Origin of the sequence: Amnibacterium sp. (assembly GCF_036559085.1) — a bacterium.
GTDB lineage: Bacteria > Actinomycetota > Actinomycetes > Actinomycetales > Microbacteriaceae > Amnibacterium.
In genome coordinates this window covers 97,926-117,564 of the sequence record NZ_DATBTU010000075.1, presented here as the reverse complement: position 1 = coordinate 117,564, position 19,639 = coordinate 97,926, and the positions used below count along the sequence as shown (strand labels likewise).

General features: G+C 73.3%; 17 protein-coding genes and 1 other RNA gene. 11 read left to right on the top strand and 7 right to left on the bottom strand.

Going from position 1 to position 19,639, the window contains the following annotated elements:
• Window positions 1–6: 6 nt before the first annotated feature.
• A complete protein-coding gene (locus tag VIG76_RS14210) occupies window positions 7–843 on the bottom strand; it encodes an ADP-dependent NAD(P)H-hydrate dehydratase (RefSeq protein ID WP_331955291.1) in 837 nt (278 codons plus the stop codon).
• A 50-nt stretch (window positions 844–893) separates the two neighbouring features.
• Between VIG76_RS14210 and VIG76_RS14205 the strand changes: the two genes are divergently transcribed.
• Both VIG76_RS14205 and VIG76_RS14200 read left to right on the top strand, forming a co-directional pair.
• Window positions 894–1,529 carry an HAD family hydrolase gene (locus VIG76_RS14205; RefSeq protein WP_331955289.1) on the top strand — a complete coding sequence of 212 codons (636 nt, stop codon included), beginning with the start codon at window positions 894–896 and terminating at the stop codon, window positions 1,527–1,529.
• Complete coding sequence (locus VIG76_RS14200; protein WP_331955287.1) at window positions 1,526–2,620, top strand: NADH:flavin oxidoreductase/NADH oxidase; 1,095 nt, start codon at window positions 1,526–1,528, stop codon at window positions 2,618–2,620. Before VIG76_RS14205 ends, VIG76_RS14200 begins: the two co-directional genes overlap by 4 nt.
• A 114-nt stretch (window positions 2,621–2,734) precedes the next feature.
• Here the strand turns inward: VIG76_RS14200 and VIG76_RS14195 are convergent, their stop codons facing one another.
• Entirely contained in the window at window positions 2,735–3,769 is a 1,035-nt protein-coding gene (locus VIG76_RS14195) for a hemolysin family protein (RefSeq protein ID WP_331955285.1), read from the bottom strand.
• Window positions 3,766–5,106, bottom strand: a complete 1,341-nt coding sequence (locus tag VIG76_RS14190) for a hemolysin family protein (RefSeq protein WP_331955283.1) — start codon at window positions 5,104–5,106, stop codon at window positions 3,766–3,768. Before VIG76_RS14190 ends, VIG76_RS14195 begins: the two co-directional genes overlap by 4 nt.
• Before the next feature lie 87 nt (window positions 5,107–5,193).
• On the opposite strand from VIG76_RS14190, the gene VIG76_RS14185 reads away from it, so the two are divergent.
• The gene (locus VIG76_RS14185) at window positions 5,194–6,198 is read left to right on the top strand and encodes a ketopantoate reductase family protein (protein WP_331955281.1); all 1,005 of its coding nucleotides are present in this window, start codon (window positions 5,194–5,196) and stop codon (window positions 6,196–6,198) included.
• On the opposite strand, the gene guaB1 is transcribed toward VIG76_RS14185, so the two are convergent.
• Window positions 6,188–7,621, bottom strand: coding sequence for a GMP reductase (gene guaB1, locus VIG76_RS14180; protein WP_331955279.1), 1,434 nt, complete (start codon window positions 7,619–7,621; stop codon window positions 6,188–6,190). The two genes, VIG76_RS14185 and guaB1, sit on opposite strands and share 11 nt — an antisense overlap.
• A gap of 98 nt (window positions 7,622–7,719) precedes the next feature.
• Here guaB1 and VIG76_RS14175 point away from each other — a divergent pair, with 98 nt between their 5' ends.
• Together VIG76_RS14175 and VIG76_RS14170 are read left to right on the top strand one after the other, a co-directional pair.
• Window positions 7,720–11,628, top strand: a complete 3,909-nt coding sequence (locus tag VIG76_RS14175) for a multifunctional oxoglutarate decarboxylase/oxoglutarate dehydrogenase thiamine pyrophosphate-binding subunit/dihydrolipoyllysine-residue succinyltransferase subunit (protein WP_331955277.1) — start codon at window positions 7,720–7,722, stop codon at window positions 11,626–11,628.
• A gap of 499 nt (window positions 11,629–12,127) precedes the next feature.
• Window positions 12,128–12,328, top strand: a complete 201-nt coding sequence (locus tag VIG76_RS14170) for a hypothetical protein (protein WP_331955275.1) — start codon at window positions 12,128–12,130, stop codon at window positions 12,326–12,328.
• 9 nt (window positions 12,329–12,337) lie between these two features.
• On the opposite strand, the gene VIG76_RS14165 is transcribed toward VIG76_RS14170, so the two are convergent.
• Together VIG76_RS14165 and VIG76_RS14160 are read right to left on the bottom strand one after the other, a co-directional pair.
• Window positions 12,338–12,580: a zf-HC2 domain-containing protein gene (locus VIG76_RS14165; RefSeq protein ID WP_331955273.1), complete on the bottom strand. Its 243-nt coding sequence runs from the start codon at window positions 12,578–12,580 to the stop codon at window positions 12,338–12,340.
• Window positions 12,577–13,380 carry a sigma-70 family RNA polymerase sigma factor gene (locus VIG76_RS14160; protein ID WP_414640653.1) on the bottom strand — a complete coding sequence of 268 codons (804 nt, stop codon included), beginning with the start codon at window positions 13,378–13,380 and terminating at the stop codon, window positions 12,577–12,579. Before VIG76_RS14160 ends, VIG76_RS14165 begins: the two co-directional genes overlap by 4 nt.
• A gap of 141 nt (window positions 13,381–13,521) precedes the next feature.
• On the opposite strand from VIG76_RS14160, the gene aroA reads away from it, so the two are divergent.
• The 6 genes from aroA to VIG76_RS14130 are packed head-to-tail and all read left to right on the top strand — an operon-like array spanning window position 13,522 to window position 19,200.
• Window positions 13,522–14,844: a 3-phosphoshikimate 1-carboxyvinyltransferase gene (aroA, locus tag VIG76_RS14155; protein WP_331955271.1), complete on the top strand. Its 1,323-nt coding sequence runs from the start codon at window positions 13,522–13,524 to the stop codon at window positions 14,842–14,844.
• A complete protein-coding gene (gene rsgA / locus VIG76_RS14150; protein WP_331955269.1) occupies window positions 14,841–15,935 on the top strand; it encodes a ribosome small subunit-dependent GTPase A in 1,095 nt (364 codons plus the stop codon). The genes aroA and rsgA overlap by 4 nt, the downstream gene beginning before the upstream one ends.
• A gap of 9 nt (window positions 15,936–15,944) precedes the next feature.
• Entirely contained in the window at window positions 15,945–16,772 is an 828-nt protein-coding gene (locus VIG76_RS14145; protein ID WP_331955267.1) for an inositol monophosphatase family protein, read from the top strand.
• Between the two features lie 6 nt (window positions 16,773–16,778).
• Window positions 16,779–17,300 (top strand): RNA polymerase sigma factor, encoded by a 522-nt coding sequence (locus VIG76_RS14140; RefSeq protein ID WP_331955265.1) that lies wholly within the window; start codon window positions 16,779–16,781, stop codon window positions 17,298–17,300.
• Window positions 17,297–17,938 carry a methylated-DNA--[protein]-cysteine S-methyltransferase gene (locus tag VIG76_RS14135; protein WP_331955263.1) on the top strand — a complete coding sequence of 214 codons (642 nt, stop codon included), beginning with the start codon at window positions 17,297–17,299 and terminating at the stop codon, window positions 17,936–17,938. The genes VIG76_RS14140 and VIG76_RS14135 overlap by 4 nt, the downstream gene beginning before the upstream one ends.
• A 14-nt stretch (window positions 17,939–17,952) precedes the next feature.
• A complete protein-coding gene (locus tag VIG76_RS14130; RefSeq protein WP_331955261.1) occupies window positions 17,953–19,200 on the top strand; it encodes an Nramp family divalent metal transporter in 1,248 nt (415 codons plus the stop codon).
• Window positions 19,201–19,250: 50 nt separating this feature from the next.
• On the opposite strand, the gene ssrA is transcribed toward VIG76_RS14130, so the two are convergent.
• Window positions 19,251–19,626, bottom strand: a transfer-messenger RNA (tmRNA) gene (gene ssrA / locus VIG76_RS14125).
• Between the last annotated feature and the right edge of the window lie 13 nt (window positions 19,627–19,639).

The window sequence follows — 19,639 nt, the reverse complement described above, 5'->3', positions numbered from 1 at the left end:
GCGGGCTCAGGCGGCGAGCAGCTGCGCGATCACCGCGGGCAGCGCCTCGGCGATGTCCAGGGCCGCGATCGGGCCACCGGAGGACGCGCGCCGCCCGGCCTCCCCGTGCAGCCACGCGGCGGCCGCCGCGATCTCGGCGAGCACGGCCGGGTCCGCGGCGATCTCATCGGCGTGGGTGGCGACGAGCGCACCGAGCACGCCGCCGAGCACGTCGCCCGCGCCGGCCGTGGCGACCCACGGCGGCCCGGCCTGCACGGCGAAGCGCGGCCCGGAGACGTCGGCGAGGTGGGTGACGGCGCCCTTCAGCAGCACCGTCGTGCCGGTCTCGTGCGCGGCGCGCACGGCCCAGGTGCGCGGATCCGCCTGCACGGTCGCCCGGTCGGTCGTCACACCCGCGGCGGCGAGCACGGGCACGAGCTCGCCGTAGTGCGGCGTGACGACGACCGGCCCGCTGCCCGACGTCGCGAGGTCGAGGGCGCCGGCGTCGAGCACCACCGGCACGCCCTGGCCGAGCATCCCGCGCACCTGCCGCTCGAGGGCGTCGTCGCGCTCCGGCGGCATCCCCGAGCCGATCAGCCACGCCTGCACCCTGCCGTCGACCGTGACGATCTCCGGACGCCGCTGCAGCACGAGGTCGGCCGCCCGCGCGGGACCGACGTAGCGGATCATGCCGAGCCCGGCCCGGCTCGCGCCTTCGACGCCGAGCACCGCGGCGCCCGGGAACCGGTCGGACCCCGTCAGCACCCCGAGCACGCCCCGCGAGTACTTGTCGTCGCCCGACTCCGGGACCGCGATCCAGCGCCTCGCCTCCGCGGCGCCGAAGGGCGCCCACTCCCCTGCCATCCGGGCAGCGTACGGCGGGCGCTCGGCCGGCGACTCGGTACCGTCCCAGGATGGCTCTGCACATCCGGGACCGCGTCGTCGTCTTCGACTACGGCGAGGTGATCTCCCTGACCCCGACCGAGGCCGACCGCGAGGAGCTCCTGGCGATCGCGGATGTGCCCGCCGACGCGTTCTGGGCCGGCTACGCCGCCTACCGCGCCGACCTCGACGGCGGCACGATCACCTCCGACGAGTACTGGCGGCGGATCGCGGCGGACTGCGGCGGGGACTGGGACGCGGCCCGCCGGCAGTCGCTCTGGAACGCGGACATGCGCGGCTGGCTGACCGCCGAGCCCGATGTCGTCGCCCTGATCGGCGAGCTCGCCGCGGGAGGCACGCGCCTCGCGCTCCTCTCGAACGCCGCCGAGGAGTACGGCGGGATCTTCCGGTTCGCCCCGATCAGCCGCTGGTTCGAGCAGGCGTTCGTGTCAGGCGAGCTGCGGATGTCGAAGCCGGATCCCGCGGTCTACCTGCACGTCTGCCGCGAGCTCGGAATAGCACCGGCCGCGCTCGTCTTCGTGGACAACAGGGCGGAGAACGTCCGCGGCGCCGAATCGATCGGCGCGACAGCGCACGTGTTCACGACGGCCGCGGCGCTCCGCGCCTTCCTCACCGCCCTCGCCGACGACACCCAGGAGCCCGAATGACATCCACGCTGTTCTCCCCGATCGAGGTGGGCGGCCTGACCCTGCCCAACCGGCTGTGGATCGCCCCCATGTGCCAGTACTCCGTCGAGGACGAGGACGGCGTGCCCACCGAGTGGCACCTCGTGCACCTCGGCTCGCTCGCCCGCGGGGGAGCCGGCCTCGTCTTCACGGAGGCCACCGCGGTGAGCCCCGAGGGGCGCATCTCCCCGCAGGACACCGGCATCTGGAACGAGCAGCAGGCCGCCGCCTGGTCCCGCATCATCGACTTCGCCCACGGCCTCGGCACCGCCACCGGCGTGCAGCTCGCGCACGCCGGCCGCAAGGCGTCGACCTACTCGCCGTTCGCCGGCGCCTCCGGCACCGTCCCCGTCGGCGAGGGCGGATGGCGGACCGTCGCCCCGTCCGCCGTCGCGTTCCCGGGCTACGACGAGCCGGACGCGCTCGACGCCGACGGGCTCGCGAAGGTCGTCGAGGACTTCGCCGCCGCGGCGCGCCGGGCGGTCGAGGCCGGCTTCGACGTGCTCGAGCTGCACGCCGCGCACGGCTACCTGCTGCACCAGTTCCTCTCGCCGCTCAGCAACCAGCGCACGGATGCGTACGGCGGCTCGCTCGAGAACCGCGCCCGGCTGCTGCTCGAGGTCGTCGCCGCGGTGCGCGCGGCCGCGCCGAGCACGCCGCTCTACGTCCGCTTCTCCGCCACCGACTGGCGCGAGGACGGCTGGACCGTCGAGGAGACCGCGACGGTCGCCGGCTGGGCACGGGATGCGGGCGCCGACTTCTTCGACATCTCCTCCGGCGGCAACGGCCCCGCCGAGATCCCCGTGGGTCCCGGCTACCAGGTGCCGCTGGCGGAGGAGGTCAAGCGGCTCGCGGGCGTGCCCGTCAGCGCCGTCGGCCTGATCACCGAGGCCGAGCAGGCCGAGGAGATCGTGGCATCCGGCCGTGCGGATGCGGTCATGATCGCCCGCGCGTCCCTGCGCAACCCGCACTTCCCGCTCGCGGCCGCCGAGGACCTCGGCGCCGACGCCCCGTGGCCGCCGCAATATGTGCGCGCCGCCCGCCGCCGCTCGAGGGCCGCCGGCCAGCGCTGATCCTCGCCCGGACTCCCGCCGCCCGCTCCCGCATCGCGACGGGCGGTTTCGGGCGGAACGGGCGTCCGATGACGCCCATCCGTGCCCGAAGTGGCCCGTCGGGGCCGTCGCCGGTCAGCGGCGGGTGGCGTCCCGGACCTCGCCGACGAGCTCCTCGATGACGTCCTCGAGGAAGAGGATGCCGCGGGTGAGGCCGTCCTTGTCGAGCACCCGCGCGAGGTGGTGGCCGCCGCGGCGCATCGCGGCGAGGGCGTCCTCGAGCTCGGCCTCGGCGAACACCGAGGTGAGCTGCCGTACGAACTTCTTCGGCACGGGCCGGTCGACCTCGCCGGGGTCGAGGTCGAGCACGTCCTTCAGGTGCAGGTAGCCGACCGGCTCGCCGTTCTCGTCCACCAGCACGTAGCGGGAGAAGCCGGACTGGGCCACGGCCCGTTCGAGGTCGGCCGGCGTCGCGTCGGCGGTGAGGGTGACGATCCGGTCCATGGGCACGGTCACCTCGGAGACGAGCTTCTCCGTGAACTCGAACGTGGCCGTCAGCGTGCCGGAGACGTCCTGCAGCGTGCCCTCGCGGCGGGAGGTGTCGACGATCGTTGCGACCTCGTCGAGCGTGAAGGTGCTGTTCGCCTCGCTCCTCGGCTGCACACCGAACAGGCGCACGAGCCCGTTCGTCACGCCGTTCAGCACGGAGATGATCGGCCGGAACACCCGGGCGACGAACACGAGCGGCGTCGCGAGCAGCAGCACGGCGCGGTCGGGCGCCGAGAACGCGATGTTCTTCGGGACGAGCTCGCCGAACACGACGTGCAGGAACGTGACGACGACCAGCGCGATCACGAACCCGATCCCGCCGATGACCTCGTCGGGCAGCCCGGTGAGGCCGAGCGGCGCCTCCAGCAGGTGGTGGATGGCCGGCTCGGACACCTCCAGGATGAGCAGCGAGGCGGCGGTGATGCCGAGCTGCGTCGTCGAGAGCATCAGGGTGGCGTGCTCCATCGCGCTGATCGCGGTGCGCGCCGAGCGGCGGCCCTCCTCCGCGAGCGGCTCCACCTGGGAGCGGCGCGCGGAGATGACAGCGAACTCGGCGGCCACGAAGAACGCGTTGACCGCGAGCAGCAGCACGAGCCAGAAGAGTCCTGCCCAGTCGTTCACGGCGCCTCCGCGCTCACGGGTGAGGGCTCGACCTGGGCCGACGGATCCGCGCGGAACCGCAGCCGGTCGATCCGCTTGCCGTCGAGCCGCAGCACCTCGAGCTCGCCCTGCTCGGTGCGGACCCGGTCGCCGACCTTCGGCAGCCGGCCGAGCTCGCTGACGACGAACCCGGCGACCGTCTCGTAGAGGCCGCTCTCGGGCACCCGCACGCCGGCCTGGTCCTCGAGCTCGTCGGGCCGCATGATGCCGGGGAACGTCAGGGAGTCGCGTCCGCGGACGACGCCCGCGCGGGTGCGGTCGTGCTCGTCGACGAGGTCGCCGACGAGCTCCTCGACGAGGTCCTCGAGGGTGGCGACGCCCGCGGTGCCGCCGTACTCGTCGATCACGACGGCCATCTGGTAGCCGCGGCCGCGCAGCTCGCCGAGCAGCGAGTCGAGGGTGACGGTCTCCGGCACGCGGAGCGCTTTCGTCTCGATGGCGCCGACCGGCACCTCGGCCCGCCGGTCGCGCGGCACGGCCATGGCCTGCTTCACGTGCACGAGGCCGACCACGTCGTCGACGCCGTCGTCGCCGGTGACCGGGAAGCGCGAGAAGCCGGTTCGCCGCGCGAGCTCGAGCACATCCGCCGCGGATGCCGACCGGGGGATGACGGACAGCCGAGGGCGCGGCGTCATCACATCGGCCGCGGTGTGGCCGGAGAAGCTGAGCGAGCGCGTGAGCAGCGTGGCGGTCTCGCGGTCGAGGACGCCCTCCATGGCGCTGCGGCGCACCAGCGAGGAGAGCTCCTGGGCGCTCCGGGCGCCGGACAGCTCCTCCTTCGGCTCGATGCCGATCAGGCGCAGCACGGCGTTCGCGGTGCGGTTCAGCAGCGTGACGGCGGGGCGGAAGACGGCGGTGAAGCCGACCTGGAACGGCACGACCACCCGGGCGATCCGCAGCGGCAGCGCGAGGGTGAGGTTCTTCGGCAGCAGCTCGCCGACGACCATGCTGATGACCGTCGCGCAGAGCAGGCCGAGCACCGCCGCGATCGGCAGGACCGCCGCCGACGGCACGTGCAGCGCGGCGAGCGGCACCGCGAGGAACGCGGACAGCGCCGGCTCGAACGTGTAGCCCGCCAGCAGCGTCGTCATCGTGATGCCGAGCTGGGCGCTCGAAAGGTGCGTCGAGGTGATCTTGAGGGCGCCGATGATCGGCGCCAGCCCCTTGGCGCCGTTGCGCGCCTGCGCCTCGAGGTCCGAACGGTCGAGGTTGACGAGCGAGAACTCGGCCGCGACGAAGAACCCGGTGAGCAGGGTGAGCACCAGGCCGACGGCGAGAAGGACGACGTCGATGATCATGCGGCCGACTGGATCAGGGCGGGCGGCGTATGGTGCTCGTCCATTTGGCCCGCGAGTCTAGCGGCCGAGCCGGGACGGGAGTGATGGATGCGGTACGTCGTCATCGGGGCGGGCGCGATCGGCGGGGTGGTCGGTGGCCTGCTCGTCGACCAGGGCCATGAGGTGGCGCTCGTCGCCCGCGGCGCGCACGGCGACGCGATCCGGGACCGCGGCCTCGAGGTGCGTCGGCCCGATCGGACCTTGCACGTGCGGCCGCGGACGGCCACGACCGTCTCGGAGCTCGGGCTCGCCGCCGGCGACATGCTGCTGCTCGCGGTGAAGTCGCAGCAGACCGCGGCGCTGCTCGACGAGATCGCGTCGCTCGCGGTCGGGGGCGAGCGCGCCGGCGACGTGCTGCCGATCCTCCATCTGCAGAACGGCGTCGCGAACGAGGACGCCGCCCTCCGGATGTTCGCGGCCGTCCACGGCGTGTGCGTGAACCTGCCGGCGACGCACCTCGAGCCGGGCGTCGTGATCGGCGAGGGCGCCGACGTCGCCGGCATCCTCCAGCTGGGGCTCGCACCGGGCGGCGCCGACGAGATCGACCGCACGGTCGCAGGCGCGCTCGCCTCGGCCGGGTTCCGCGCCGACGTCGTCGACGACGTCATGGCGTTCAAGCGGGCGAAGCTGCTCCGCAACCTCGGCAACGCGCTCGACGCGCTCTGCGGATCCGATCTGCCGCCGGATGCGGAGGAGGTCGTCGACGCGCTCGCGGCCCGCGCGGCGGAGGAGGGCCTGGCGGCGTTCGCGGCCGCCGGGCTCCCGGTCGTCGACGACGCCACCTGGAGCGCGGCGCTCGCGGGCGGCGTCCGCACGGCGCCGGTCGGCGGGCAGGATCGGCGGGGCGGCTCGACCTGGCAGAGCGTCGCCCGCGGTCAGGGCTCGGTCGAGACCGACCACCTGAACGGCGAGATCGTGCGCGTCGGGCGGCTGCACGGCGTGCGGACGCCGGTGAACCTGCTGCTGCAGCGCGAGATGTGGCGGCTCGTCACCGAGCGCGCCGAGCCCGGCTCGCGCCGGGCGGCCGACCTGCTGGCGGCGGTCACCAGCTGACCGGGAGCGCCTTGCCCTCCTCGTATCCGGCCGCGGACTGCACGCCCACCACCGCGCGCTCGTGGAACTGCGCCGGATCCGCCGCACCCGCGTAGGTGAAGGACGACCGCACGCCGGTGGTGATCATGTCGAGCAGGTCCTCGAGGCCCGGACGGAGCGGGTCCAGGGCGATCCGCGACGACGAGATCCCCTCCGCGAAGAGGGTGCGCCGGGCGAGGCGCCACGGGTCCTCCGCGCCGAACCGCGCCTCGACGGCCTTCGTCGACGCCATGCCCCAGCTCTGCTTGAACAGGCCGCCGTCGGAGGCGTGCTCGAGCCTCCCCGGCGCCTCGATCGTGCCCGCGAACCAGGAGCCGATCATCACCGAGCTCGCGCCGGCCGCGAGCGCGAGCGCCACGTCACGCGGATAGCGCACCCCGCCGTCCGCCCAGACGTGGGCGCCGGCCTCGCGGGCCGCCTCCGCCGTCTCGAGCACCGCGGAGAACTGCGGCCGCCCGACCGCCGTCATCATCCGGGTCGTGCACATGGCGCCCGGCCCGACGCCCACCTTGAGGATGTCGGCACCGGCATCGACGAGGTCCTCGACGGCCTCGGCCGTCACGACGTTGCCCGCGACGAGCGGCAGCCCGAGGTCGAGCGCGGCGACCCGCTCGAGGGCGCCGAGCATGCCCTCCTGGTGCCCGTGCGCCGTGTCGAGCACGAGCACGTCGACGCCGAGGCCGGCGAGCGCGGATGCGCGCGCCGCCACGTCGCCGTTGATCCCGACCGCTGCGGCGACCTTCAGGCGCCCCAGGCCGTCGAGGGCGGGGCTGTAGATGGCGCCGCGGACGGCGCTGCGCCGGCTCACGGTGCCGGCCAGCACGCCGTCGACGACGACCGGCGCGAAGTCCGCATCCGCGTCGACGAGCGCGTGGAAGACCGCCTCCGGGTCCTCCACCGTCCCGTCGAGCACGAAGCCGCCGCGCAGCAGGTCACCGAGCCGTGCGTCGAGCAGCGCGGTGGCGAGCCGCGTGGCCTCGAGGCCGCCGAGCAGCGCGCCTTCGCCGTCCACGAGCACCACGCCACGCCCGGGGACCGGCGGCAGCACCTCGAGCGCATCGGCGACCGTGTCGTCCGGCCCGAGCACGAACGGGGAGTCCCACCGCGGCGACTGCTCCTTCACCCACGCGACGGCCTCCGCGGTCGCCGCGGGCGACATGTCCTGAGGCAGCACGCCGAGGCCGCCACGCCGGGCGAGCACGGCCGCCAACCGCGGTCCGGTCACCGAGTTCATGTTCGCGGCGACGATGGGGATGGTCGCACCGGTGCCGTCCGCGGGCGCCAGCGAGACGTCGAGCCGGCTGCCGATGCCCGATCGCCCCGGGACGAGGAACACATCGGAGTACGTGAGGTCGTGGGCGGGGCGCGCCGCGAGGAAACGCATGGCCGAAACGGTATCCGTCTGACCGGCCGCTCGGACGCCGAGGCGTACCCTCGGACGAGCAGATCAGCGATGTGCAACGGAAGTGGGCGAGGAGCACCGTGTCGAGTCAGTTGACCGGGACCGAGGAGGGCGCTGGAAACGAGTTCGGCGCCAACGAGTGGCTCGTGGACGAGCTCTACGAGCGGTTCCTGGCGGACCGGGACTCGGTGGACCGGTCCTGGTGGCCGGTGCTCGAGGCCTACCACCCCGTCGACGGCGAGGCCGGGCTCGGCCACACCGAGAACGGCGGCGCGCCGGCGACCGACGGGGCCGCCGCCACGAACGGCGGAGCCCCCTCCACCGACGGCGCCGCCGCTCCGACCTCCGACGCCCCCCGCGAGCCCCGCGCCGGCGCCACTGTCCCCGACGCGCCGGCCGTCTCCCCCGGAGCGCCGAACGCCGCCGAGGCCGCGAAGATCGCCGCCCGCCCCGAGCCCTCGCCGACCGCGGTGACCACCACGCCGGCTCCGGATGCGGTCGCCCTCGCATCCGCCCCGAGCGCGGCGCCCCGCAGCGCCGCCCGCACGTCGGTCGGCCCGAAGACGCGAGCGATCCCCGCCGACGCGCCCCGCGCCGCGGCTCGGCCGGCCACCGCGAACGACGACCAGGTGTCGCCGCTGCGCGGCATGGCGAAGACGCTCGCCACGAACATGGACGCCTCGCTGTCGATCCCGACGGCGACGAGCGTGCGCACCATCCCGGCGAAGCTGATGATCGACAACCGGATCGTCATCAACAACCACCTGCGCCGTGCCCGCGGCGGCAAGGTGAGCTTCACCCACATCATCGGCTGGGCGCTCGTCAAGGCGCTCATGCAGTTCCCGAGCCAGAACGTCCACTACACCGAGGCCGACGGCAAGCCGTCCCTCGTGCAGCCGGGCCACATCAACCTCGGGCTCGCGATCGACATCCCGAAGCCCGACGGCACCCGCGCGCTGCTCGTGCCGAGCATCAAACGCGCCGAGACGATGACCTTCGCGGAGTTCGTCGCCGCCTACGACGACCTCGTGCAGCGCGCCCGCGCGAACAAGCTCGGCGCCGACGACTTCGCCGGCACCACGATCTCGCTGACGAACCCCGGCGGCATCGGCACGGTCCACTCCGTGCCGCGGCTCATGCCCGGCCAGGGCTGCATCATCGGCGCCGGCGCGCTCGAGTACCCGGCCGAGTTCCAGGGCGCGAGCGAGCGCACGCTCGTCGACCTCGGCATCAGCAAGACGATCACGCTGACCTCGACCTACGACCACCGCGTCATCCAGGGTGCCGGTTCCGGCGAGTTCCTGAAGATCGTGCACTCGCTGCTGATCGGCGAGCAGCACTTCTACGAGAAGATCTTCGCCGCCCTGCGCGTCCCGTCCGACCCGATCCACTGGGCGCAGGACGTCAACGTCGACCTCGCGGACGACGTCTCCAAGACCGCCAGGGTGCAGGAGCTGATCAACTCCTACCGGGTGCGCGGCCACCTGCTCGCGGACGTCGATCCGCTCGTCTACCAGCAGCGGATGCATCCGGACCTCGACATCCGCAACCACGGCCTCACCTTCTGGGACCTCGACCGCGAGTTCGTGGTGGGCGGGTTCGGCGGCCGCCGGTCGATGAGGCTGCGCGACGTGCTCGGCCTGCTGCGCGACACCTACTGCCGCACGGTGGGCGTCGAGTACATGCACATCCAGGACCCGGTGCAGCGCGCCTGGTTCCAGGAGTCCCTCGAGCGGCCGTACAAGAAGCCGACGAACAACGAGCAGATGCGGATCCTCTCGAAGCTGAACCAGGCGGAGGCCTTCGAGACCTTCCTGCAGACGAAGTACGTCGGGCAGAAGCGGTTCAGCCTCGAGGGCAGCGAGAGCCTCATCACGATGCTCGACACCGTGCTGCAGCGCGCGACGGAGGCGGACGCCCTCGACGCGGCCGCGATCGGCATGGCCCACCGCGGCCGGCTCAACGTGCTGACGAACATCTGCGGGAAGACCTACGGCCAGATCTTCCGCGAGTTCGAGGGCACGCAGGACCCGCGGACCATCCACGGGTCCGGCGACGTGAAGTACCACCTGGGCACCGAGGGCGAGTACGTCTCCGCCACCGGCGCCACGCTCCCCGTCACCCTCGCGGCGAACCCGTCGCACCTCGAGACCGTCGACGGCGTGCTCGAGGGCATCGTGCGGGCGAAGCAGGACCGCGACCCGGTCGCGACGTTCCGCGTGCTGCCGCTGCTCGTGCACGGCGACGCGGCGATCGCCGGCCAGGGCGTCGTCGTGGAGACGCTGCAGATGAGCCAGCTCCGCGGCTACCGCACCGGCGGCACGATCCACATCGTGGTGAACAACCAGATCGGCTTCACCACGCCGCCGGTCGACTCGCGCTCGTCCGTGTACTCGACGGATGTGGCGAAGACGATCCAGGCGCCGATCTTCCACGTGAACGGCGACGACCCCGAGGCCGTCGCCCGCGTCGCGGAGATCGCCTTCGCGTACCGCCAGGAGTTCCACCGCGACGTGATGGTCGACCTCGTCTGCTACCGCCGCCGCGGGCACAACGAGGGCGACGACCCGTCGATGACGCAGCCGCTGATGTACAACCTCATCGAGGCGAAGCGCAGCGTCCGCAAGCTCTACACCGAGGCGCTCGTCGGCCGCGGCGACATCACGCAGGAGATCTACGACGAGGCGCACCGCGACTTCCAGTCGCGGCTCGAGCAGGCGTTCGCGGAGACCCACGCGGCGCAGACCGGCACGATCCCCACCGTCACGCAGGTCGGCGCCCCCGGCGGCATCGGCAAGGAGCGCGCCGAGGCGCCGGAGGACCAGGACCCGGAGACCCGGGTGCCGCTCGACATGCTGCAGCGCGTCGGGGACGCGTTCGGCGACGCCCCCGAGGGCTTCACCGTGCATCCGAAGCTCCAGGCCGTCCTGAACAAGCGGGTCGAGATGACCCGCAGCGGCGGGATCGACTGGGCGTTCGGGGAGCTGCTCGCGCTCGGCACCCTGCTCCTCGACGGGACGCCGGTGCGGTTCTCCGGCCAGGACAGCGGCCGTGGCACGTTCACGCAGCGGCACGCGGTGCTGCACGACCGCGAGACGGGCGCGGAGTGGATCCCGCTGACGAACCTGTCGGAGGACCAGGGCCACTTCTGGATCTACGACTCGCTGCTGTCGGAGTACGCGGCGATGGCGTTCGAGTACGGCTACTCGGTGGAGCGGCCGGATGCGCTCGTCTGCTGGGAGGCCCAGTTCGGCGACTTCGCGAACGGTGCGCAGATCGTGATCGACGAGTTCATCTCGTCGTCGGAGCAGAAGTGGGGCCAGCACTCGAGCCTCGTGCTGCTGCTCCCCCACGGCTACGAGGGCCAGGGCCCCGACCACTCCTCCGCGCGGATCGAGCGGTTCCTCATCCTCGCCGCGCAGCGGAACATGACGATCGCCCAGCCGTCGACGCCCGCCTCGTACTTCCACCTGCTGCGCCGCCAGGCGTACGCGCAGCCGCGGCGCCCCCTCGTGGTGTTCACCCCGAAGTCGATGCTCCGCCTCCGCGGCGCGGTCAGCTCGGTGGAGGACCTCACCGAGGGCCGCTTCCAGCCGGTGATCGACGATGCGCGGATCCAGGACCGGTCGCAGGTCGACCGGATCGTGCTGCACAGCGGCAAGATCCACTACGACCTCCTCGCCGAGGCCACGAAGCGGAACGACCTGAGGACGGCGCTCGTGCGGGTTGAGCAGTACTACCCGGTGCCGAAGCACGAGCTGCTCGACCTCGTCGCCTCCTACCCGGAGGACGCCGAGCTGGTGTGGGCGCAGGACGAGCCGGCGAACCAGGGCGCGGCACCGTTCGTGCAGCTGCAGGCGCTGAACTCCCCCGTGCCCAGGGCCCTGCGCCTCATCTCGCGTCCGGCGTCGGCGTCGCCTGCGGCGGGCAGCGCGAAGCGGCACGCGGCCGAGCAGGCGGAGCTGATCCAGCGGGTCTTCGAGCGCTGACGAACGCGTGGCCCGGATGGGAGGGGCCGGTCGGCCCCTCCCATCCGCATGTGCGGGCCGCGCCGCCGGCCACCACGTCCCGGCCGTGGGCAATCGTCCCGGGTGTATGCCGACACGCCGGATATGCCCCTACGACGCGCACGGTCCCCTACGCCCGGCACCGAGGGCGGCGCGAACGGAGGATTCCGTCGCTACCGGAGGACAGAATCGGCCTCCGCGTCCTCCGCTACCGACCAGATCCTCCGTCGCCGACCGACCCAGCCATCAATACGTGGCGACCCGCCTCGAGAAGCCGGCCACCCACCATCCGTCCCTGCCCCTCGCCCCACCGAGGGAGCCCGCAGCCGGTCGCCGTCCCGCTGCATGGGGGTGAGCCGCAGCCCGGTGCCGGGCGTAGGCATTCGTGCCAGGCGTAGGCCGACACACCGCCTCGGCCCCTACTCCGGGCACGATCCCCTACGCCCGGGACCGGTCCAGGCGGATGCGTCAGGCTGGCGGCATGCAGATCCCGCGATCGACCATCGTCGACTTCCTGCGGCAGCGCGGCAGGGGCGCGCTCGCCGATCAGGCGGAGCAGCACCTGCCGGAGCAGGTCGATCCGATGCAGTACGCGGAGACCCTCAAGAAGTACGGCGTCGACGTCGACGCGCTGCTCGAGCGGCTGCCGGGCCCCCTGCGGAGGCTCTTCGGCGGGAGGTGAGCTCGGCGCCTACGCGTGCCGCGCGATGAGGCGCAGCTGCAGCATCACGGTCTCGCGGAGCTCCTCGGGCGCCGTGTCGCGGCAGGCCCTGCGCACGGCCTCGGTGAGCACGACACCGATGTGGTGCTCCTCCGCGCAGTCCACGCACCCGGCCATGTGCTCGGTGATGTCCGCGTACTCGGAGCGCTCCAGCTCCTGGTGGAGGTACTCCTCCAGATCCTGCTTGGCCTTCTCGCAACCGCAGTCGGTCATGGCGTCACTGCCCCTCTCCGAGCGGGCGCGGCGCGGCGCGACACGGCGCCCATCGCGATCCCGCGTTCCTGTGCGTAATCGGTGAGACGGTCCCGGAGGAGCCGGCGGCCTCGGTGGAGGCGGCTCATCACGGTGCCAACGGGCGTCTTCATGATGTCGGCGATCTCCTGGTAGGAGAAGCCCTCGACGTCGGCGAGATAGACCGCCAGCCGGAAGTCCTCGGGGATGGACTGCAACGCGTCCTTCACCGTGGAGTCGGGCAGGTGGTCGATCGCCTCCGCCTCGGCGGACCGCGACACCCGCGACGCCGACGTGGTGGAGACGGCCTCGCCGAGCTGCCAGTCCTCGAGGTCGTCGATGGTGTTCTTGTACGGGTCCCGCTGCTTCTTGCGGTAGCTGTTGATGAACGTGTTCGTGAGGATGCGGTACAGCCAGGCCTTCAGGTTCGTCCCCTGCTGGAACTGGCGGAAGGCGCTGAACGCCTTCACGTACGTCTCCTGGACGAGGTCCTGCGCGTCGGCCGGGTTGCGGGTCATCCGCATGCCCGCCGCGTAGAGCTGGTCGAGGAACGGCAGCGCCTGCTCCTCGAAGAGGCTGCGCAGCTCCTCGTCGCCGATCGCGATCGGGACGTCCTCGAGCTCCTCCTCGACGGCCTCGGTCTCGTCTTCGAGCGTCTCTGCGTCGGGCGCCTCGTCGACCTGCTCGTCGAGGTCCTCGTCCTGCGTCTCGAGGTCCTCGTCCTGATCGACGGAGGGGACGACCTCGTGGTCGTCGACGGGGCGGTCGGACGGAGTGGACATGGCCCAGGATTCTACGGGCGGCCACTCGGCGCGGATCGGACGTGGGGCGAGCGCGGGCTGAGCGCGGATCGGCGCGTCGAGCACTGCTGCCGCCATCACGCCCTCCTTCACTTCACGTTCGCCGGACCTAGGGTGGAACCGATGCCCGCGCCGACCTATTCCGGATCCTCGGGGTGGCGCGCGCCGACGGCGTCCGGACCGCTCGCGGCGAGGGTCGAGCTGCCGGGCTCCAAGAGCCTCACCAACCGGGAGCTCGTCCTCTCCGCGCTCGCCGACGGCCCCTCCACGCTGCGGCGTCCGCTGCAGGCACGCGACACGGATCTCATGGTCGACGCCCTCCGGCAGCTGGGCGCCTCGATCGAGCGGACGGACGACGGGGACCTGCGGATCACGCCCGCGCCCGTCGCCGGCGGCGCCGACATCGACTGCGGCCTCGCCGGTACCCTGATGCGGTTCCTGCCACCCGTCGCCCTCCTCGCCGACGGCCCCGTCCGCTTCGACGGCGACGAGCGGGCGCGCGCCCGGCCGATGGCCACCACCGTGCTGTCCCTGCGCGCGCTGGGGGCGACCGTCGACGACGACGGCCGCGGGACCCTGCCCTTCACGGTGACCGGCGGCGACGGCGTGCGCGGCGGCCGCGTGACCATCGACGCATCGGGATCGAGCCAGTTCGTCTCGGGCCTGCTGCTCGTCGGTGCGCGGCTGCCCGACGGGATCGTCATCGAGCACCGCGGCAGCCGGCTCCCCTCGACGCCGCACATCGACATGACGATCGACGCGCTGCGGCGTCGCGGCGCGCACGCCGAGGAGATCGGCCTCGAGCCCCCGGCCGCGTCCTGGCGGGTCTGGCCGCACCGCATCCGCGGGCGCGAGGTCTCGATCGAGCCCGACCTCTCGAACGCCGCCCCGTTCCTCGCCGCGGCGCTCGTGGCCGGTGGCACCGTCGCGGTGCCCGGCTGGCCCGGCGAGACGACGCAGGTCGGCGCCCGGCTCCGCGAGCTCCTCGCCGCGTTCGGAGCCGAGGTGCGCCGCGAGCACGACACGCTGGTGGTGGACGGCGGCGCCGGTGCCCTCGCGCGGCCCCTGACGGCGGTGGACCTCGACCTGTCGGAGGCCGGCGAGCTCACCCCGACGCTGGTGGGCCTCGCGGCCTTCGCGGACGGCCGCAGCACCTTCACCGGCATCGGCCACCTGCGCGGCCACGAGACCGACCGTCTCGCGGCGCTCGCCGCCGAGCTGACGGCCGTCGGGGCCACGACGACGGAGACCGAGGACGGACTCGTCGTCGATCCCGGCCCGCTGCACACACCCGCGGGGCCGTGGGGTGCCTACGGCGACCACCGGATGGCGACGACGGGCGCCCTGCTCGGCCTCGCCGTGGACGGCCTGACGGTCGACGACATCGGCACGACGAGCAAGACGATGCCCGACTTCCCGGACCGCTGGGGGCGGATGCTCGGATGAGCTGGCTGACGGACGACGATGACGACGACCGCCCGTACGGGGAGTACGACGAGTCCGACGCGCACGTCCGCCCGAACCCGCGCGGCTCCCGGCCCCGCACGAAGCAGCGGCCCGCGTACGAGGACGCCGTGCCCGGGCGCGTGCTGACCGTCGATCGCGGACGGATGCAGGTGCTCCTGTTCGAGGGGACGCCCGAGGAGCGGGACGTGCCGGCGACACGCGCACGCGAGCTCGGCAAGGCGGGCGTCGTCACGGGCGACGCGGTCGACGTCGTCGGCGACACGAGCGGCGAAGCCGGCACCCTCGCCCGCATCGTCCGGATCGAGCCCCGCCGCACCGTGCTCCGCCGCAGCGCCGACGACACGGACGAGGTGGAGCGGGTGGTGGTGGCGAACGCCGACCAGCTGCTCATCGTCGTCGCGGCCGCCGACCCCGAGCCGCGGCCGGCGCTCATCGACCGCTACCTCGTCGCCGCGTTCGACGCCGGGCTCGACGCCGTGCTGCTCGTCACGAAGACCGACCTCGCCGATCCGGCGCCGCTGCTCGCCGAGTTCGCGCCGCTCGACCTCACCGCCGTCACGACGCAGCGCGGCGAGGACCTGACGGACCTGCGCCGCCTGCTCCTCGGCCGCACCACGGTCGCGGTCGGGCACTCCGGCGTCGGCAAGTCCACGATCGTCAACGTGCTCGTGCCCGAGGCCGGCCGGGCGACCGGCGTCGTGAACGCGGTCACCGGCCGCGGCCGGCACACCTCGTCGTCGAGCATCTCGCTGCGGGTGCGCGCGACCCCCGAGGACGTCGCAGCCGGGTTCCCCGCCACCGGCTGGGTCATCGACACCCCGGGCATCCGGTCGTTCGGCCTCGGCCACGTCGACCCGGCGAACATCCTGCGGTCGTTCGTCGCGCGGAGCCGCCCCGTCGTGGACCCGCCCGACGGCATCCTGCTGCAGGACGCCCACGACTGGGAGATCGTCGACCGGGTGAACGGCGGCGAGCTCGGCGAGGCGGGCCGGCGGCGGCTCGAGTCGCTGCAGCGGCTGCTGGAGGCCAGGGGCGGACGGGTCGTGGGCGCGGACGACGAGGATCCCTAGGCTGAGCCCGTGACCGCCGGCATCTTCGAGGACCTGCAGCTCGCGCTCGATCTCGCCGACATGGCCCACGTGCTCGCCAGCGACCGCTTCCGCGCATCCGACCTCACGATCACCACGAAGCCCGACCGCACGCCGGTCACGGATGCGGACCAGGCGATCGAGCAGGCCCTCCGCGCAGCGCTCCGGGACGCCCGCCGCGACGACGGGGTGCTCGGCGAGGAGTACGGCGGCGAGCCGCTGCCCGGCCGCCAGTGGATCATCGACCCGATCGACGGCACGACGAACTTCCTCCGCGGCCTGCCGATCTGGGCCACCCTCATCGCGCTCGCGGTCGACGGCGAGCCGGTGCTCGGCGTCGTCGCCGCCCCCGCGCTGCGGCGCCGCTGGTGGGCCGCGCGCGGCAACGGCGCCTGGACGGCCACGGTCACCGAGCGCGGCACCGGCGCCCCCGCCCGGATCTCGGTGTCGCAGGTGGCGGAGCTGCCCGACGCCCTGCTCAGCTACAACTCGCTGCAGGGCTGGGACGACGCCGGCGCCCTCGACGGGCTGCTCGCGCTCGCCCGCAGCTGCTGGCGCACCCGCGGCCTCGGCGACTTCTGGTCGTACGTGCTCGTCGCCGAGGGCCAGGTCGACGTCGCCGGGGAGCCGGACCTGAAGGTGTGGGACATGGCCGCGCTCGTGCCGATCATCACCGAGGCGGGCGGCCGGTTCACCTCCCTCGACGGCCGGCCGGGCCCCTGGCACGGCACGGCGCTCGCCACGAACGGCCTCCTGCACGAGGCCGCGCTCGAGAAGATCGGGCTGCGCACCTCACATCCCGACGCCGCCGCGCGTTGACCTGATGTGAGCGCATCCCCCACCCGAGCGATCCGGCCCGCGAACCTCGCCGCCGGCAGGGCCCCGTTCGAGCGCGTGGTCGAGGAGCACGGCGCCCTCGTCTGGCGGGTCTGCCGCGGGATGCTGGTCGAGCACGACGCCGAGGACGCCTGGAGCGAGACCTTCCTCGCCGCGATGCGCGCCTGGCCCGCCTTCGATGGGAACACCGCCGGCTGGCTCGTCACCATCGCGCACCGCAAGGCCATCGACGTGCTGCGGGCACAGGCGCGGACCGCGATCCCCACGGACGAGCTGCCCGAGACGGATTCGCGGCTCGGGGTCCCGGGAGACCGCGACCTCGACCTGTGGGCCGCGCTGCAGCTCCTGCCACCGCGGCAGCGCGCCGCGGTGGTGCACCACCACCTCGCCGGGGTGCCGTTCACGGAGGTCGCCGACCTCACCGGCACCACCCCGGCCGCGGCTCGCAAGGCCGCCTCGGACGGCGTGCAGCGGCTCCGCGCCCTGCTCGCCGGGAAGGAGATCGCATGACCGAGACACTCGCCCCGCTGACCGTGCCGGACGCGGATCCGGCGCTGCTCGCCCGGCTGCACGCCCGCCTCGAGGCGGCAGCGGTGGGCGACGACTCCCCCGACGTGCACTACCGCCGGGTGGACTCGCCCCTCGGACCGCTGCTCGTCGCGGCGACCGAGGCCGGCGTCGCCCGGCTCGCGTTCGCCATCGAGGACGAGGACGGCGTGCTCGACGAGCTCGCGACCCGAGTCGGCCCGCGGGTGCTGCGGTCGCCGAAGCGGCTCGACGCGGTCGCCGCCTGGCTCGACGCCTACTTCGCCGGCGGCGCGGAGCCCTACACCGGCGCGATCGACCTGCGCCTCGCGCGGGGCTTCCGGCTGGCCGTGCTCGAGCAGCTGAAGGCCGTGCCGTACGGCGTCCGGATCAGCTACGCCGCGCTCGCCGCCCGCACGGACAACCCGCGCGCGGTCCGGGCCGTCGGCACCGCGTGCGCCACGAACCCGGTGCCCCTGGTCGTGCCGTGCCACCGCGTCGTCCGCTCCGACGGCACGACCGGCGCCTACCGGGGCGGCGCGGCCGCGAAGGTCCAGCTGCTCGCGCTCGAGCGCGACGGGGTGCTTCCCCAGCCAGGAGGGATCCCGATCCGGCCGGAGTGAGGCAGGATGCCCCCGTGACCGCGCCCGACACGACGACCGTCGCGCGACCCCGGGTGCCGATCGTCCGGCTCGTCGCCGGCTTCGGGCCCGCCTTCGTCGCCGCGATCGCCTACGTCGATCCGGGCAACGTCGCCGCCAACATCACCGCGGGCGCGACCGAGGGCTACGCGCTCGTCTGGGTGCTGGTCGTGGCGAACACGATCGCGGCCGTGGTGCAGTACTGCTCGGCGCGACTCGGGCTCGTCAGCGGCGCGAGCCTGCCCGAGCTCCTCGGCCGGCGGCTGTCGCGCCGCGGCCGCATCGCGTTCTGGCTGCAGGCGGAGAGCGTGGCCGCCGCGACCGACGTCGCCGAGGTGATCGGCGGCGCGATCGCGCTCCGACTGCTCTTCGGGCTGCCCCTGCTGCTCGGCGGCCTCATCGTCGGCGGGGTGTCGCTGGTGATGCTCGCGGCGCAGCGGCACCGCAGCAAGCGGCTGTTCGAGGGCATCGTCGTCGGTCTCCTCGCGGTGCTGACGATCGGCTTCGCCGCGGGCGTCTTCACGGGCTCGACGAGCTGGCCCGGTGTCGCCGGCGGCCTCGTGCCCCGCCTCAAGGACGGCGGATCCGTCCTGCTGGCCGCCTCGATGCTCGGGGCCACCGTGATGCCGCACGCGATCTACCTGCACTCGTCGCTCACCCGCGACCGGCACGGCGACGCGGGCGACCGGCTGCCCCACCTGCTGAAGGTCACGCGGTGGGACGTCATCGTCGCCCTCGCACTCGCCGGCGCGGTGAACATCGCGCTGCTCGTCGTCGCCGCGGCCAACCTGCAGGGGCACGCGGGCACCGGGACGATCGAGGGCGCGCACGCCGCGATCACCTCGGCGCTCGGGCCCGTCGTCGGCGTGCTGTTCGCGGTCGGGCTGCTCGCCTCCGGCCTGGCCTCGTCGTCGGTCGGCGCCTACGCGGGCTCCGAGGTGATGGCGGGGCTGCTCAAGGTGCGGGTGCCGCTGCTCGTGCGTCGGACCGTCACGCTGCTGCCCGCGCTCGCCCTGCTCGCGATCGGCACGCCGCCGACGGCGACCCTCGTGCTCAGCCAGGTCGTGCTGAGCTTCGGGATCCCGTTCGCGGTGGTGCCGCTCATCCGCCTCAACTCGGATCCCGCGGTGATGGGCGCGTACGTCGCCGGCCGGAGCCTGCGGATCGCAGGCTGGACATCGGCCGCGCTGGTGATCGCGCTGAACGTGGTGCTGCTCGGCCTGACGTTCACGGGCACGGCCTGAGACGACGATCGATGCGATCGACTCCGCAGTGCGACAGCGGTCCGCGCGAGGAGTGGAGATGGGGGGAATCGAACCCCCGTCCACTGCTGGAGAACGACGTCTTCTCCGGGCGCAGCCTGTGTGTGACGTTCTGCTCGGCCCCGTCCCTTGCCACAGGCAGGTTACGGACGACAGGCCCAGTCCCGGTTCGAGTCCCACGGAGCCCCGAGGCAGGACTTCCGCAGCAAGCCCCCTAGATGACGCCGGATACCGGGGCGGAGGCGAACCCGGTCCGACGGCCTTGTCTACTCTTGCTTACGCAGCGAGAGCGAAGGCGGTGCGAGTCTTACTGGCACCTGTTGTTTGCGTGCATCGTTATCGAGATAAGCACGCATCCTCGGCCCGCTTTCCGTCGTAGATCAGGCAATGTCGAAACCGATCATCCCCATGACGGCGCGGA

Bases quoted from the DNA above. Each gene is read 5' to 3' on its own strand.
- VIG76_RS14210 (WP_331955291.1), bottom strand. From the start codon at position 843: ATGGCAGGGGAGTGGGCGCCCTTCGGCGCCGCGGAGGCGAGGCGCTGG.
- VIG76_RS14205 (WP_331955289.1), top strand. From the start codon at position 894: ATGGCTCTGCACATCCGGGACCGCGTCGTCGTCTTCGACTACGGCGAG.
- VIG76_RS14200 (WP_331955287.1), top strand. From the start codon at position 1,526: ATGACATCCACGCTGTTCTCCCCGATCGAGGTGGGCGGCCTGACCCTG.
- VIG76_RS14190 (WP_331955283.1), bottom strand. From the start codon at position 5,106: ATGATCATCGACGTCGTCCTTCTCGCCGTCGGCCTGGTGCTCACCCTG.
- VIG76_RS14185 (WP_331955281.1), top strand. From the start codon at position 5,194: ATGCGGTACGTCGTCATCGGGGCGGGCGCGATCGGCGGGGTGGTCGGT.
- guaB1 (WP_331955279.1), bottom strand. From the start codon at position 7,621: ATGCGTTTCCTCGCGGCGCGCCCCGCCCACGACCTCACGTACTCCGAT.
- VIG76_RS14170 (WP_331955275.1), top strand. From the start codon at position 12,128: ATGCAGATCCCGCGATCGACCATCGTCGACTTCCTGCGGCAGCGCGGC.
- VIG76_RS14165 (WP_331955273.1), bottom strand. From the start codon at position 12,580: ATGACCGACTGCGGTTGCGAGAAGGCCAAGCAGGATCTGGAGGAGTAC.
- VIG76_RS14160 (WP_414640653.1), bottom strand. From the start codon at position 13,380: ATGTCCACTCCGTCCGACCGCCCCGTCGACGACCACGAGGTCGTCCCC.
- aroA (WP_331955271.1), top strand. From the start codon at position 13,522: ATGCCCGCGCCGACCTATTCCGGATCCTCGGGGTGGCGCGCGCCGACG.
- rsgA (WP_331955269.1), top strand. From the start codon at position 14,841: ATGAGCTGGCTGACGGACGACGATGACGACGACCGCCCGTACGGGGAG.
- VIG76_RS14135 (WP_331955263.1), top strand. From the start codon at position 17,297: ATGACCGAGACACTCGCCCCGCTGACCGTGCCGGACGCGGATCCGGCG.